General features: G+C 60.7%; 17 protein-coding genes. 14 read left to right on the top strand and 3 right to left on the bottom strand.

All coding sequences use genetic code 11. The features are described from left to right. Positions 1-26 precede the first annotated feature (26 nt). Both dapA and smpB read left to right on the top strand, forming a co-directional pair. Positions 27-908: a 4-hydroxy-tetrahydrodipicolinate synthase gene (gene dapA / locus JJ889_RS12535; RefSeq protein WP_291895589.1), complete on the top strand. Its 882-nt coding sequence runs from the start codon at positions 27-29 to the stop codon at positions 906-908. After that, positions 905-1,369 carry an SsrA-binding protein SmpB gene (smpB, locus tag JJ889_RS12530; protein ID WP_291895588.1) on the top strand — a complete coding sequence of 155 codons (465 nt, stop codon included), beginning with the start codon at positions 905-907 and terminating at the stop codon, positions 1,367-1,369. Before dapA ends, smpB begins: the two co-directional genes overlap by 4 nt. A 6-nt stretch (positions 1,370-1,375) precedes the next feature. On the opposite strand, the gene JJ889_RS12525 is transcribed toward smpB, so the two are convergent. Next, a complete protein-coding gene (locus JJ889_RS12525; RefSeq protein WP_291895586.1) occupies positions 1,376-2,383 on the bottom strand; it encodes a GlxA family transcriptional regulator in 1,008 nt (335 codons plus the stop codon). Positions 2,384-2,448: 65 nt separating this feature from the next. Between JJ889_RS12525 and JJ889_RS12520 the strand changes: the two genes are divergently transcribed. Beyond that, positions 2,449-2,649, top strand: coding sequence for a glutathione S-transferase (locus JJ889_RS12520; protein WP_366940109.1), 201 nt, complete (start codon positions 2,449-2,451; stop codon positions 2,647-2,649). Here JJ889_RS12520 and JJ889_RS12515 read toward each other — a convergent pair. Together JJ889_RS12515 and JJ889_RS12510 are read right to left on the bottom strand one after the other, a co-directional pair. Then, positions 2,622-3,284, bottom strand: coding sequence for a uracil-DNA glycosylase (locus JJ889_RS12515; RefSeq protein WP_291895583.1), 663 nt, complete (start codon positions 3,282-3,284; stop codon positions 2,622-2,624). The two genes, JJ889_RS12520 and JJ889_RS12515, sit on opposite strands and share 28 nt — an antisense overlap. Before the next feature lie 3 nt (positions 3,285-3,287). Beyond that, a complete protein-coding gene (locus JJ889_RS12510; protein ID WP_291895581.1) occupies positions 3,288-3,818 on the bottom strand; it encodes an NYN domain-containing protein in 531 nt (176 codons plus the stop codon). A gap of 46 nt (positions 3,819-3,864) precedes the next feature. Between JJ889_RS12510 and folK the strand changes: the two genes are divergently transcribed. The 11 genes from folK (at position 3,865) to JJ889_RS12455 (ending at position 14,179) form a co-directional block, all read left to right on the top strand. Then, complete coding sequence (folK, locus tag JJ889_RS12505; protein WP_291895579.1) at positions 3,865-4,380, top strand: 2-amino-4-hydroxy-6-hydroxymethyldihydropteridine diphosphokinase; 516 nt, start codon at positions 3,865-3,867, stop codon at positions 4,378-4,380. 100 nt (positions 4,381-4,480) lie between these two features. Next, positions 4,481-4,855 (top strand): DNA-directed RNA polymerase subunit omega, encoded by a 375-nt coding sequence (rpoZ, locus tag JJ889_RS12500; protein WP_291895577.1) that lies wholly within the window; start codon positions 4,481-4,483, stop codon positions 4,853-4,855. Between the two features lie 120 nt (positions 4,856-4,975). Continuing rightward, positions 4,976-7,093: a bifunctional (p)ppGpp synthetase/guanosine-3',5'-bis(diphosphate) 3'-pyrophosphohydrolase gene (locus tag JJ889_RS12495; RefSeq protein ID WP_291895575.1), complete on the top strand. Its 2,118-nt coding sequence runs from the start codon at positions 4,976-4,978 to the stop codon at positions 7,091-7,093. Further along, complete coding sequence (pyrE, locus tag JJ889_RS12490; RefSeq protein ID WP_291895574.1) at positions 7,090-7,674, top strand: orotate phosphoribosyltransferase; 585 nt, start codon at positions 7,090-7,092, stop codon at positions 7,672-7,674. Before JJ889_RS12495 ends, pyrE begins: the two co-directional genes overlap by 4 nt. Beyond that, on the top strand, positions 7,671-8,426 hold the full coding sequence (locus JJ889_RS12485; RefSeq protein ID WP_291895573.1) for a pyridoxine 5'-phosphate synthase: 756 nt from the start codon (positions 7,671-7,673) through the stop codon (positions 8,424-8,426). The genes pyrE and JJ889_RS12485 overlap by 4 nt, the downstream gene beginning before the upstream one ends. Next, the gene (gene acpS, locus JJ889_RS12480; protein ID WP_291895572.1) at positions 8,423-8,836 is read left to right on the top strand and encodes a holo-ACP synthase; all 414 of its coding nucleotides are present in this window, start codon (positions 8,423-8,425) and stop codon (positions 8,834-8,836) included. Before JJ889_RS12485 ends, acpS begins: the two co-directional genes overlap by 4 nt. Next, positions 8,829-9,518 (top strand): ribonuclease III, encoded by a 690-nt coding sequence (gene rnc / locus JJ889_RS12475; protein WP_291895571.1) that lies wholly within the window; start codon positions 8,829-8,831, stop codon positions 9,516-9,518. The genes acpS and rnc overlap by 8 nt, the downstream gene beginning before the upstream one ends. Then, on the top strand, positions 9,508-10,455 hold the full coding sequence (gene era, locus JJ889_RS12470) for a GTPase Era (protein WP_291895570.1): 948 nt from the start codon (positions 9,508-9,510) through the stop codon (positions 10,453-10,455). Before rnc ends, era begins: the two co-directional genes overlap by 11 nt. A gap of 40 nt (positions 10,456-10,495) precedes the next feature. Further along, positions 10,496-11,224, top strand: a complete 729-nt coding sequence (recO, locus tag JJ889_RS12465) for a DNA repair protein RecO (protein WP_291895568.1) — start codon at positions 10,496-10,498, stop codon at positions 11,222-11,224. Between the two features lie 91 nt (positions 11,225-11,315). Further along, on the top strand, positions 11,316-13,592 hold the full coding sequence (parC, locus tag JJ889_RS12460; RefSeq protein WP_291895567.1) for a DNA topoisomerase IV subunit A: 2,277 nt from the start codon (positions 11,316-11,318) through the stop codon (positions 13,590-13,592). Positions 13,593-13,627: 35 nt separating this feature from the next. Continuing rightward, on the top strand, positions 13,628-14,179 hold the full coding sequence (locus JJ889_RS12455) for a LemA family protein (protein ID WP_291895565.1): 552 nt from the start codon (positions 13,628-13,630) through the stop codon (positions 14,177-14,179). The last annotated feature ends 3 nt before the right edge of the window (positions 14,180-14,182 follow it).

Here is a 14,182-nt window from a genome sequence, read left to right as displayed (position 1 = left end):
TACCAAACAGAAGTCGAGATTGAGACATGTTCAAGGGCTCCATCACCGCGCTGGTCACACCATTCAAGAACGGTGCCGTCGATGAAGATCAAGTAGTTGCGTTGACGGAACGTCAAATTGCAGCCGGAACGCATGGCCTTGTGCCATGCGGAACCACCGGTGAATCCGCCACGCTGACCTTTGAAGAACACATGCGGGTTGTCGAAATTGTAATCGAAACGGCGGGCGGACACATTCCCGTGATCGCCGGCACCGGTTCCAACTCGACTGCCGTCGCCATCCAGAATCAAAAGCGCGCCAAGGAGTTGGGTGCTGATGCAGGGCTGGTCGTGGCGCCGTATTACAATAAACCCAATGCCGAGGGGCTCTATCAGCACTTCAAGGCGATCAATGACGCCGTCGACCTGCCGATCATTGTTTATAATGTTCCAGGCAGGACGGTAGTCGACATTGATGCAGACACCGTCGCGCGCATCGCGGAGCTGGATCATGTCGTCGGTATCAAGGATGCCACGGGCGATATGGGCCGGGTTTCTGCCCACCGCCGGTTGATCGGCCATGATTTTGTGCAGCTCTCCGGTGATGATCCGACGGCGCTGGGTTTCAATGCCACGGGCGGTGTAGGCGCGATTTCTGTGACTTCGAACGTCGCTCCAGCCCTGTGCGCGCAGTTCCAGGACGCGACCCTGAAGGGTGACTGGGACACGGCGCGCGAGATCAATGACAAGCTCTTGCCGCTTCACTACGCGCTGTTCACCTCGTCCAGCCCGGGCCCGACAAAATACGCCATGTCCGTTCTGGGTGTGATGAATTCCGAGCTGCGCCTGCCGCTGACCGAACCCAATGAAGCCTCCAACGCCGCCGTCCGTGAGGCGCTGGTGATTGCCGGCTTGCTGGATCAAGCATGAGCAAACGACAGGACGGCGCGGTAGCGATCAATCGCCGTGCCAATTTCGACTACGAGATTGAAGAGACATTCGAAGCCGGCCTGGTTCTGACAGGCTCGGAAGTGAAGTCCCTGCGCGAAGGTCGTGCAAACATCGCCGAGAGCTATGTAAGTCCGGAAAATGACGAGATCTGGCTGATCAATTCCGATATCCCGACCTATGGCCCGGCCAACCGGTTCAATCACGATCCGCGGCGTCACCGCAAACTCCTGCTGAAACGCCGCGAGATCGCCAAGCTGCAGGGCGCTGTGGCCAAGGAAGGCCGTACCATCATCGCGTTGCGTCTCTTCTTCAATGCTCGCGGCATGGCCAAGATCCTCATCGGCCTCGCCCGCGGCAAGAAAACCGTCGACAAGCGGCAGACCATCAAGGATCGCGACTGGAACAAGCAGAAAGCCCGCCTGATGAAGAATCTGGGGTAGGGGCGCCTACTGACTCAGTGCAAACGAGTTCCGGTAAGCCTGTGGTGAGACGCCCAGCTGGCGGATGAAGCTGCGGCGCATGCGTTCATCGCTGCCAAAGCCACACTGGACAGAGACCTGTTTCACCGTCAGCTCGGGATCTTCCAGGGCGATGCGGGCCGCTTCGATCCGCATCATTTCCACGGCGCGGGCCGGTGTCTGGCCGGTGTCATCGGCATAGATGCGGGCAAAATTGCGCGGGCTCATGCCGACACGCTTGGCCAGTTCCTCAACGCGCAGATCTGCGACCAGATTATCCTTCATCCAAAGGTGCAGGGCGCCGAAACGGCCGCTGGCTGTGCGGGTCTGTTGCTGCAGTGCCTCGGAAAACTGGGACTGGCCTCCCGGGCGTTTGACATAGACCAGCAGATGACGCGCCAGTTCCATGGCGACGTCGCGGGAATGATCCCGCTCGATCATGGTCAGGGCCAGATCGATACCGGCCGTGACGCCGGCCGAAGTCCACACGCCGCGGTCCTCGATGAAAATCGGATCCGGGTCGACCTGGGTCTGCGGATAGGCCTCGGCTAGCCGATCACAATCCTTCCAGTGAGTGACGCTGCGGCGACCATCCAGAAGATCCGATGCGCCCAGCAGGAAAGCGCCGGTACAGGTCGCGCCCACACGTCCGCATTTCTGGGCTGCCAGGCGGATGGCGCCGACCAGACGGTTGTCACGACAGGCATCATGCACGCCCTTGCCGCCGCAGGCGATCAGCGTGCCGGCATCGTCCAGGCCGACGCCAGCCAGACGACGTGTATTCAGGGCCACACCGGTGTCGGTTTCCACGGGGCCGCCATAAAGCGAAGCCAGCGTCGTCGTGTAGGCTTCAAAACCCAGGATCTCATTGGCATCTGCAAACACCTGCAAGGGCCCCGTAATGTCGAGCATCTTCACACCGTCATAGGTGATAAAGGCGATGCGACGAGGCTCCTGGCGGAGCTCAGAGGTGTGTGTGGCAGAAAACGTGGGCATGTTGGCGTTTGTGCCAAAAACAACCCGCGATATCTAGCGATATTGTTGGTTAAGGTGTGGAGAAAATGATGTCTGCCAGTGAAATCAAGGAGGTTATCAACACAACCTGCCCCTGGTCGGGCAAACCGGTCAGCGATGACAGCCCGACCCGCTATCGCGGCCGGGTCGTCGGTTTTTGCAATCCAGGTTGTCGCGACAAGTTCGAGGCGGCGGCGAAGGTTTTTGACGCGCTGATCGATCAGTCGGCGGGCAGGGCGTCGAGATAATCGCGGACCTGTTTGAAAACCGCGTCGAACATCTCCTCGGTCAGCCGACCTGTGTTCGTATTGTATCGCGAACAGTGATAGCTGGAGAACAGGCGCAGCGTTCCGTTTGGCCCTGCAATGTCGGCGGATCCGGCATGTTCGAATTTCACCGAGGAGACCTTGTGACCCAGCGCCCGAAGCGTGTTGTCATGGGCGATCTTGCCCAGCACCAGCACGGCTTTGAGGTTGGGTAATTGCGCAAACCTCTGGGTCAGGAAGGGGCGGCAGGCATTGGCTTCCGCGCCGACCGGCTTGTTTTCCGGCGGCACGCAGCGCACGGCATTGGTGATCATCGCATCGACCAGCGCCAGGCCGTCATCGGCGTGTGAAGCGTATTCTCCGGTCGTGAAACCAAACTTTCCGGCCGTCTTGTAAAGAAGATCGCCCGCCCAGTCTCCGGTGAAGGGGCGGCCTGTGCGATTGGCGCCGCGCAGACCTGGCGCCAGGCCAACCACGAGAAAACGTGCATCCTCGCCGCCAAAGGAAGGAACCGGCGCATTGAACCAGTCCGGATAGAGTTCGGCGTTTTTCTCTCGGAACTCGACCAGGCGAGGGCAGAGATCGCAATCGAGCGGAGCTTCGGCGAGTTTGGTCATGGCTCAGGCCTCCCGGGTGATCATGGGATCAAGATCGAGCAATTCGATGAAAGTGTCAGCGGTGCGCCGTAATTCGTCCGCGATCATGGGCGGACGGGTTTTCAGCGAAGAGACGACCGTTACCCGAACGCCTCGTGCCTGTGCCGCTTTCACAGCCCGGCAGAAATCCCCGTCGCCGGTAAACAGGATGATGTGATCGAGATAGTCAGCCGCCTCGAGTATGTCGATGGCGATCTCGATATCCATGTCACCCTTGATGCGCTTGCGGCCCTGGTCGTCGGTGAATTCCTTGGCCGGCTTGGTGACGAGGCTGTAGCCATTATAGTCCAGCCAGTCGACGAGGGGCTGCAAAGGGTTGTAGTCATCCTGATCGATGAGGGCGGTGTAGTAATTCGCCCGGATCAGACGGCCCTGTTTCTCGAAATGGCTGCGGAGCCGGCTGAAATCGATATCGAATTTGAGGGCGCGTGTCGTGGAGTGCAGATTGGCGCCGTCGATGAAAAGGCCGATGCGTTCATCGGGGTAGAATGTCATCTGGAAAATGCCTGGTTGGGAAATGGCTGAAATAGAAAAGCGAAATATGAAATCGAACGGAGTATATATCGGGCTGGGCGCCAATCTAGCCCGCGAGGGATCCACGCCTGCGCAGACGCTTGAGGCCGCCGCAAACGAACTGCACAAGCTCGCTGGACCGGTTGTCGCGCGATCGTCTTTCTGGACGAGCCCCGCCTGGCCGGATCCCATCGACCCTGCCTATACCAACAGCGTTATCGAGCTGGATACGGACCTGTCTCCGGAGCGCCTGCTCAACATCATGCAAGGCATCGAAAATGTCTTCGGGCGCGTGCGTGAAAAGCGCTGGGCCTCGCGTACGGTGGATCTGGACATCATCGATTTTCGCGGCCTGGAACGCTCGGATGAACGACTGGACCTGCCGCACCCGCGAGCGCATGAGCGCGCCTTCGTCCTGTTGCCACTGGCTGAAATCGCGCCGGACTGGATTGATCCCGTCAGGGGGCGTCATATTAACGATCTGGTTGCTGCACTTGATGCGGGCGATGTAGCTGCGACATCCAGGCTGGAAGTCGCGCTGTAATCTCTGATGAATTCGTGTCCGCACGCTCTTGCTATTGCAGGCCGTCAGGGATAGGTAACGCGGTTCCAAGCTTCAGCGTTGGCTTAAGGAGATCGCGCGCATGGCTCGCGTTACTGTCGAAGACTGCATCGAAAAAATCCCGAACCGTTTCCGTCTGGTCCTGATGGCGGCGCATCGCGCTCGCAATATTTCCGCAGGTTCCGCCCTGACGATTGATCGCGACAATGACAAGAACCCTGTCGTTGCCCTGCGTGAAATCGCTGACGAAACGCTGGATATGGACATGCTGAAAGACAGCCTGGTCACCGGCCTGCAGCGCGTCCTGCCGTCGGAAGACGACGAAGAGACCACGGAAGCGCCGACCCCGGCTGCTGAAATGGAAGCTCTGCCGGCGCCGGCCATCGAGCTGGACGAGACGGAAATGCTCAAAGCCCTCCAGGCTGACCGGGACGGCGCGCCTGACGGCCGCCTTTAAGCTCCGTTGAGTTCGGGCGCGACGTCAAACGAACTGGCATCGCCGCCGCCCGCCATTCCCAGCGCGGACGAGCTGGTTGACCGTATCCGGAACTATTTTCCGCAGGTCGACGGCGACTACGTGCGTAAAGCGTATGACTTTGCGGAAGAGGCGCACCGGCCACAGCGACGCCAGTCCGGCGAACCCTATTTTGCTCATGTCGCCGCAGTGGCGATGATCCTTGCCGATCTGCGCATGGATGTAGCAACCGTGTGCACGGGCCTGCTGCACGACACGGTCGAGGATACGCCAGCCACACATGAACAGCTGATCGAGCTGTTCGGCGAGGAAGTGGCCAACCTGGTCGCCGGCGTTACCAAGCTGGGCCAGATGGAGCTGCGCTCCAAACGCACCAAACAGGCGGAGAACCTGCAAAAACTGGTCGTCGCGATCTCCGACGATGTGCGCGTTCTGATCGTCAAGCTGTGCGACCGCCTGCACAACATGAAGACGCTGGACGCCATCGGGCGGGCGGAAAAGCGTGAGCGTATCGCGCTGGAGACGCTGGAAATCTACGCGCCGCTGGCGCGCCGGATCGGTATCAATCGCGTCTGTGTCGAGCTGGAAGACCTGGCCTTCAAACACGTCAATCCGGCGGCGTATGAATCCATCACCCGGCGTCTCAAACTGGTGCGCGACCAGCATACCGAGGAAGTGGCTGCGGTCTCCCAGGCGATCACTGAGCTGTTAATGAGTTACGGCATTGATGCGCGGATTTTCGGGCGTCAGAAACGGGCCTATTCGATCTGGCGCAAGCTGGACCGCAAGGGGCTGACCTTTGACGAGATCGCCGACATTTATGCCTTCCGGCTGATCGTGCCGCATCCCGATGACTGTTACCGGGCGATGGGCGTGATTCACCAGACTTGGCGCTGTGTGCCGGAACGCTTCCGCGATTTCATCTCGGTGCCCAAGCCGAATAATTATCGCTCCCTGCACACCACGGTGATCGGTCCGAACAGCGTACGCATTGAGCTGCAGATCCGCACCGAGGAAATGGAGTCGGTGGCCGAGAGCGGTGTCGCCGCACACTGGCGCTACAAGAACGAGACCTACAAGTATGATCCGGACGCGGCCCAGGCGGCCGGTGGCGACCCTCTGGAACGCCTGCGCCCCTTCGTGGAAATCCTCAACCAGGGTGGCGATCCGGACGAGTTTCTCGAGCATGCCAAGCTCGAGATGTTCGCTGACCAGGTCTATTGTTTCACGCCCAAGGGCGATCTCATCTCGCTGCCGACCGGCGCGACTCCGCTGGACTTTGCCTATGCGGTCCACACCGAGCTGGGACACACGACCGTTGCTGCCAAGATCAATGGCCGGGAACGTCCGCTGCGCACGCAATTGCGCAATGGGGACGTGGTCTCGATCGTCAAGGGCGGGGTGCGTCAGCCCCCGGCCGGCTGGGAAAATCTGGCGATTACCGGTAAGGCGCGCGCCGCCATCCGCCGCCTCATCCGCGAGTCCGAGCGCGACGAGTTTTCGCGCATTGGCCGGATCATGGCCGATCACGCCTTCCGCCGCGAGGGCCGTACGCTGATCGAGCGGGACCTCCAGGACGCCATCGCACGGCTGGAGCTGAAGGATGTGGAGGAGCTCTACGAGACGCTGGGCCGCGGTCGCATTACCTCGGCGGACTTGCTCAATGCCGCTTTCCCGGGACGCCTGGACGAGCGCGAGGATGTCACCGATCGCGAGCTGATCGATGATGACAAGGCGCGGCTCTATGTGCGCGGGCGGGGCCTGACACCGGGCGTGACGCTGCATTTCGGCGAATGCTGCTCGCCGCTGCCGGGAGATCGTATCATCGGACTGCTCAGGCCGGAGCGCGGGGTCGAGATCCACACCATCGATTGCGAGACGCTGGCGCGTTACGACGAAGACAAGATGGATGAGTGGCTGGACCTGGCCTGGACCGCGGAGGCGGAAGAAAACGCCGTCTCCATGGCGCGTATCCAGGCGGTGCTTCACAATGAGCCGGGCGCGCTGGCGCGGGTGGCCCAGACCGTGGGCGAGAACCGCGGCAATATCGCCAATGTGCGTACGCTGCACCGCGCACCAGATTTCTTTGAGATGCTGTTTGATGTCGAGGTGTATGACGCCCGGCACCTGGCCAATCTGCTGGCTGCCCTGAAAATGAACGAGATTGTCGTGTCGGCTGAACGCATGCGCGGCGAAACAGAGGAGTGGGACGAGGAATGACACGCGAGGAAGTATTGCACGAGTTCCGCGAGGCGGGCGCGCTGCTGGAAGGTCATTTCATCCTGTCATCGGGCCTGCGCAGCCCGGTTTTCCTGCAAAAGGCCAAGGTCTTTGCCGAACCGGAGCGCACCGAACGTCTGTGCAAGGCGCTGGCGGAAAAGCTCAAGGCCGAGCTCACCGAACAGCCGACCGTGATCGTCTCTCCCGCAGTGGGCGGCCTGATCCCAGGGTATGAGACCGCACGCCATATGGGCCTCAAGGCGCTGTACGTGGAGCGCGAGGGCGGCGAGTTCACCCTGCGTCGCGGCTTTGAACTTTCCAGTGATGACAAGGTCCTGGTGGTCGAGGATATCGTCTCCACGGGTCTGAGTTCCCGCGAATGCATCGAGGCGATCAACGCCACGGGCGCCACGGTCATTGCCGAAGGCTGCCTGGTTGATCGTTCTGCCGGCGAAGCCGATGTCGGCGTGCCGCTGATTTCACTGACCCAGTATAAAGTACCCGCTTACGAGCCGGACAATCTGCCGCCGGAGCTGGAAGCCATTCCGGCCATCAAACCCGGGAGCCGTGGCCTGAAATGACCTTACGCCTGGGCGTCAATATCGATCACGTGGCAACCATCCGCAATGCCCGCGGAGGTGCGCACCCGGACCCGGTTCGTGCAGCGCGCCAGGCGGCCGAAAGTGGTGCCGACGGCATTACCGCACACCTGCGCGAGGACCGTCGTCACATCACGGATGGGGATATCGACCGGCTGATGGCCGAGATCGAGCTGCCGCTGAACCTTGAAATGGCGACGACCGAGGAAATGCTCGAGATCGCCCTGCGGCACAAGCCGCACGCGGTCTGCCTGGTGCCGGAAAAGCGCGAGGAGCGCACGACTGAAGGCGGGCTGGATGTGGCTGCGGGCCATAATCACATCGCGCCCTATGTGCGTCAGCTGGCCGATTCCGGTATTCGCGTCTCGCTGTTCATCGAACCCGACCCGGTCCAGATTGCCGTCGCCGAAGCCATGGGAGCTGCCGTTGTTGAACTGCACACCGGGGCCTATTGCGAGGCGGCGCTGGCGGGCGATGAGGCCGAGGTCAAACGTCACCTGGAACTGATCCGGGCCGGTGCTGTAGAGGCTCACAAGCGAGGGCTGGAAGTCCATGCCGGTCACGGTCTGACCTATGACACTGTCAAACCGGTCGCGGCTATTCCGGAGATCATCGAGCTCAATATCGGTCACTTCCTGATCGGTGAAGCCATCTTCCGCGGCCTGCGCGAAGCGGTCACCACTATGCGCGGCCTGATGGTCGAGGCACGCAAGGAAAGCGCGGTGGACACGTGATCATCGGTCTCGGCTCTGATCTGTGCAATATCGAGCGCATACAGGGATCGCTGGACCGGTTTGGGGACCGGTTTGTGCAGCGCTGTTTTACCGAGATTGAACAGGCCAAGTCCGAACGGCGGCGTCGCCGGGCGGAGAGTTATGCCAAGCGTTTCGCAGCCAAGGAGGCGGGCGCCAAGGCGCTGGGCACGGGCATTGCGCGTGGTGTGTCCTGGAAGGAAATCGGTGTGGTGAACCTGCCGTCGGGCAAGCCGACACTGGAGCTGAAGGGGCGGGCGCTGGAACGAGCTCAAGCGCTGACGCCAGCAGGTATGAAGCACCGCATCCATATCACCATCACGGATGACCACCCCTGGGCCCAGGCCTTTGTGGTGCTGGAAGCCGTGCCGGAGAATGCGCCCGATGTCTGACCCGATCGCGGATCTTGAAAAGCGCATTGGCTACAGCTTCCAGAGCCGGGAGTTGCTGGAGCGCGCGCTGACTCATTCCAGCTTCGGCGAAGGCCGCAAGACCCACCGCAATTACGAACGCCTGGAATTCCTTGGCGATCGTGTTCTGGGACTGATGACGGCGGAAGCCCTGTTCAATGCCTTTGAGGGGGCTGACGAAGGCGCGCTGGCGCCGCGTCTCAACTCGCTGGTGCGCAAGGAAACCTGCGCCGATGTCGCCCGTGAGGTGGATATCGGATCTGCGCTGAAAATCGGTCGCTCGGAAGAAAAGGGCGGGGGGCGCGACAAGACCTCGATCCTCGGCGATGCCTGCGAGTCGCTGATCGCGGCGATTTATCTCGATGGCGGTCGCCCGGCGGTACAGGCCTTTTACGACCAGCACTGGGGATCCAAGATCGAGGATCTCAAACACAAGCCCAAGGACGCCAAGTCTGCGCTGCAGGAATGGGCGGCCAAGAAGGGTTATACCCAGCCGCGTTATGATCTGAGAGAACGCTCCGGCCCGGACCACCGACCGATTTTCACGGTTGAGGTCATGGTCGCGCCGCTTGATCCGGAAACCGGCGAAGGCAAGTCAAAACAGGCGGCTGAGCGTGAAGCCGCAACCAATCTATTGGCCCGGGAGGGCGTGCATGTCCGCTGATACTCCACTCCGCTGCGGTTTTGTCGCCGTTATCGGTTCCCCCAATGCCGGCAAGTCGACGCTGGTAAACGCACTGGTCGGTGAGAAGGTCACCATTGTGACGCACAAGGTCCAGACCACGCGCTTTGCCGTGCGCGGTGTGGCGATTGATGGTCCCAGCCAGATCGTGCTGGTGGATACACCCGGCGTGTTCGCGCCCAAGCGCCGCCTGGACAAGGCCATGGTCAATGCGGCGTGGGCCGGCGTTGCCGATGCGGACGCGGTGATCCACGTCGTTGATGCCAGCGCGCGCGACCGCATGGCGCGCGGCGAGAGCAAGTCGGGTGACAGCAAGATGATCGAGGACGATGAGCGCGTCACCGAAGGGCTCAAACGCACGGGCGGCAAGGCGATCCTGGCGCTCAACAAGATCGACCTGTTGGAACGCGATCGCCTGCTCGCAATCTCGCAAAACCTTTTCGAGACAGGTTGTTACAGTGATGTCTTCATGGTCTCGGCCAAACGGGGATATGGCGTTGATACGCTGAAAACCCATCTGTCCGGCCTGATGCCGGAAGGAGTCTGGCATTATCCGGAAGATCAGGTCGCGGACTTGCCGTCACGCATCCTGGCGGCGGAGATCACGCGCGAGAAAGTCTATCTGCGCCTGCACGAGGAATTGCCCTACGCTTCCATGGTCGACACTGAAGTGTGGAAACGCCTGCGCGATGGCTCGATCCGGGTGGAGCAGTCCATCATCATCGAGCGCGACAGCCAGAAGCCGATCGTTATCGGCAAGGGCGGATCTGCGCTCAAAACCATCGGCGAGGCCTCCCGCAAGGAGCTGGAGGAAGTACTGGGCTGCAAGGTGCATCTCTTCCTCAATGTGAAGGTAGATCCGAAATGGATGAACCGCCGCGGGCACTATTCTGATGTTGGACTGGACTTCGACGTCTAGGCCGTTCGCCTTGGTGACGAGACTCACCTAGAACAACGCCATGGATTGGACCGATAACGGCATCATTCTCTCCGTGCGTCCGCATGGTGAAACCAGCGCCATCATCGAGGCGCTGACGCTGGAGCATGGCCGTCATGCCGGTCTGGTGAAGGGCGCGCGATCGCGCACACTGCGGCCGGTTCTTCAACCGGGTAATCAGGTGCGCCTGCACTGGCGCGCGCGGCTGGCAGAACATCTCGGCCAGTTCCAGATCGAGCCGGACGAGCTGGGCGCGGGTATCGTCATGGATGACCGGACCTCGCTGGCGGCGCTCAATTCTGCCTGTGCCATGGCCATTCTTGCCCTGCCGGAACGCGAGACCCATGAAGCGGTTTATCATGGTTTCCGCGTCTTCCTGTCCGCGCTGGAGGATATCGATATCTGGCCGGCGCTCTATGTGCGCTGGGAGGCGGGGCTGCTGTCCGATCTGGGGTATGGCCTGGACTGGGAAAAATGCGCGGTGACAGGCGAAACCGAAGAACTCACCCATATCAGCCCGCGCACCGGCCGTGCGGTCTGTGCGGAGGAAGCTGCGCCCTATGTCGCCAAACTGCTGGAGCTCCCGGCCTTTATGCGTGGCACGGGCCAGATCGGTGAGGGTGATATCGCCAAGGGACTGGACCTGACCGGCTATTTCCTCGAACGCCGTGTTCTGTGGCCGGTCGATAAACAATTGCCGGATGCCCGCGAGCGTTTGGTCAACGAGCTGGAACGGGTGGCGCGGTTGTAGCCGGGTTTTCCCCGGCAAATCCTGCGCTCCAGGCCTGTGTGGACAGGCAAATCACCTATACTGACCGGTGCGAATCAAAAAGGTGCAGGTCATGGGCGAGAATTTCGATCCTCAAGGTGGTCATATTATCGAGGAAGCGTTCGATGAAGCGCTCTCGAAACGCTATCTGGCCTATGCGCTGTCGACGATCACCCAGCGGGCGCTTCCCGATGCGCGAGATGGTCTGAAACCGGTTCACCGCCGCCTGCTTTACGCCATGCGCGAGCTCAAGCTGAACCCGGATGCAGCCTTCAAGAAATCGGCCCGTGTCGTCGGTGACGTGATCGGTAAATACCACCCCCACGGTGATCAGTCGGTCTATGACGCACTGGTGCGTCTCAGCCAGGACTTCGCGGCGCGCTACCCGCTGGTCGAGGGGCAGGGCAATTTCGGCAATATCGACGGCGATAATGCAGCCGCCATGCGTTACACCGAAGCGCGCCTGACCAAGGCGGCTGAACTTCTGCTGCAGGATATCGAGAACGGCACGGTCGATTTCGAGGACACGTATGATGGTTCCGAGAGCGAGCCGATCGTGCTGCCGGGCGCTTTTCCGAACTTGCTGGCCAATGGGTCCACCGGGATTGCAGTGGGCATGGCAACGTCCATCCCTCCGCACAATGCCGCCGAGATCTGTGGGGCGGCCCGTGCCTTGATCGCTGATCCGGAGGTCACCACCGATACGTTGCTGACTCACGTCAAGGGACCTGATTTCCCGACCGGCGGTATCTGTGTCGAAAGCCCGGAGAGCATCCGCGAGGCCTATGAAACCGGCCGCGGCGGTTTCCGCACACGGGCCAAGTGGGAGAAGGAGGATCTCGGTCGCGGCATGTGGCGCGTGATTGTCACCGAGATCCCGTACCTGGTGCAGAAGTCCAAGCTGGTCGAACGTATCGCGCAGCTCATGGACGCCAAGAAACTGCCGCTGGTGGACGACATTCTTGACGAGTCCACCGAGGATATTCGCCTTGTCATCGAGCCGAAATCCAAGCTGGTTGATCCGGACATGATGATGGAGAGCCTGTTCAAGCTGACGGATCTGGAAAACCGGATCTCGCTGAACCTCAATGTGCTCGACCCGACCGGAACGCCGCGTGTCATGCCGCTGAAGGAAACGCTGCGTATCTGGGTCAATCACCGCCGCGAAGTCGTTGTGCGCCGAGCGCGCACACGCCTGGCCAAGGTGGAAGACCGCCTGGAAGTCCTGGCCGGCTATCTGATTGTCTACGCGGATCTGGATGAGGTCATCCGCATCATCCGCTTCGAGGACAAGCCCAAAGAGACATTGATGGAGACCTTCAAGCTGACCGAGCGTCAGACCGAAGCGATCCTGAACATGCGCCTGCGGGCCCTGCGCAAGCTGGAAGAGCTGGAAATCCGCGAGGAAGACAAGAAGCTCCGCGGTGAGCGCAAATCCCTGAAGGACCTGATCGGTTCGGAAACCCTGCAATGGGAAAAGGTTGATGGCGAGATTGCCGAGGTCGAGGCGTATTACGGGCCGGAGACCGAGCTGGGTGCCCGTCGTACGCATTTCGGCGAAGCGCCGGCTGTGGCGGATGCCGCCTCCATCGAGGCCTTCGTGGTGCGCGAACCGATTACCGCCGTCCTCTCGGAAAAGGGCTGGGTGCGGGCGCTGAAGGGGCATTCCTCGGACGTCACCGGCCTCAAGTTCAAGGAAGGCGACAAATCCGCCTTTGCGGTGAAATGCGAGACGACCGACAAGCTTTTGATGTTCGCGACGGACGGTAAGTTCTACACGCTCGATGCGTCCAAATTGCCGGGCGGACGTGGCCATGGCGAGCCGGTGCGCCTGCATGTCGACCTGCCCGAGGACGCCGCGCCGATCGGTCTGTTCAAATATGATCCGGAACGGGTGCTGCTGGTCGCCTCTGGCGCGGGCACCGGCTTCCGGATCGCCGAAAAGGACTGTATGGCGGCCAAGAAGGGCGGCAAACAGATCCTCAATCTGGTTGATGGTGACGAGGCGCTCCTGTGCATTCCGGCAATGGGTGATCGCTGCGCCCTGGTCGGTGAGAACAAGAAACTCCTGGTCTTCCAGGCCGATGAAATTCCGATGATGTCTCGCGGCAAAGGTGTGCGCCTGTTGGGTGGCAAGGGCGCGGAACTGGCAGATGCGACTATCTTCAATGCCGAGGATGGATTGAGCTGGCTGGATGGCGCCGGGCGTCGTTTCAACCTCGATGACTGGGAGCTGTGGACGGCCAAGCGTGCCCAGGCTGGCAAGATGGCACCGCGCGGTTTCCCGCGGTCGCTGCGTTTTGCCCCGCGTGGATCGGAATTCCTCGCCTCGCAGGCGAAATCGGAATAAAAGGGATCAAGTCCCCCTAACTGGAGCGTTTTTAAATGGAATCCTGGATCATCCTTCTGGTCGTCTTTGTCGGCATCCCGCTCATCCTGGTGATGATCTACAACCGGCTGGTGGCTCTCAAACAGACCTGCAATCAGGCCTGGGGCGATATTGATGTCCAGCTGAAACAGCGTCACGACCTGGTGCCCAATCTCGTCGAGACGGTGAAGGGGTATGCCGAACACGAAAAAGGTACGCTGGAAGGCGTCATCAAGGCGCGTCAAACGGCGATCGATGCCTCTTCTCTGAAGGATCTGGCCGAGGCGGAAAACCTGCTCTCCGGTGCATTGCGTCAGCTTTTCGCGCTTTCGGAAAGCTATCCGGATCTCAAGGCGAACGAGAATTTTCTGTCGCTGCAAAACGAGCTGGCGGACCTTGAAAACAAGATCGCCGCAGCGCGCCGGTTCTTCAACAATGCGGTCCAGGAATTCAATACCGCCGTGGAGCAATTCCCGGCTGTGCTGATCGCCAACATGTTCGGGTTTTCCGCCAAGGACTATTTCGAGGTGGGCGAAGCCGAGCGCGGCGCCCCGAATGTGAAGTTCTAGGGG

Source organism: Maricaulis sp., from assembly GCF_017643475.1.
Taxonomy (GTDB): Bacteria; Pseudomonadota; Alphaproteobacteria; order Caulobacterales; family Maricaulaceae; genus Maricaulis.
This window is presented reverse-complemented; position numbering and strand designations above follow the sequence as displayed.